This is a genomic window from Shinella sp. R2-11, assembly GCF_055330205.1.
Window position 1 is genome coordinate 1 of sequence record NZ_JBVAPC010000030.1, and the last position, 557, is coordinate 557.

The following is a 557-nucleotide window of genomic DNA, read 5'->3' on the forward strand; positions in this document are numbered from 1 at the left end:
GCCCCCGCAACCAGACCAATGCAAAAAGCCCCGATGACAGAAATGTCTCGGGGCTTTTGGCGTTTCTGCTCGCCGAAACCGCAGCATGCCCCATCGATCATAACGGGCCTCAACATCTGAGCCGTCCAGCCGCGCGTCTCCTCATTACCAAGTTGCTCGTGGGGCAGCGATCTCTTCGTAGTAATAACTGGCGAGGTTGAGGGTGGATGGAGATGGGCTGCGGAGGAACGAGCGGTGAAATCAATGACCCCATTGGCCGGCGCGGATATCGCGTGCTTGCGGCGGCATCAACCGAAACCGACCGCTCTCCTGCTCCTTCGGCATTCCGACGATTGCACGACCTGTTTGTCTACGAAGCTGATTCAGATGACCTGCCGCTGGCGCCGCTGAACAGGAACCGACCGAGACCGAGACTGGTTGACCTTCAAGCGTGGCACTGAGCGGCTGGTACGCCGCCAAAGCGGCCCAACGGGGCCTCCGGTCTACATGTTCACTTTGCCGCACGTGGGTGGCTACAGGATGCCGCGTTCCGCTTGTGCGGCCTGCAATTGACGATA

The 557-nt window shown here is 60.0% G+C and carries 1 protein-coding gene; it reads left to right on the plus strand.

Annotated features, from left to right (window positions below; all coding sequences use genetic code 11):
* Nucleotides 1–200: hypothetical protein (locus tag ACZ1A1_RS24935; protein WP_463622064.1), on the plus strand; the 200-nt coding region annotated here is incomplete at its 5' end.
* Nucleotides 201–557 lie beyond the last annotated feature (357 nt).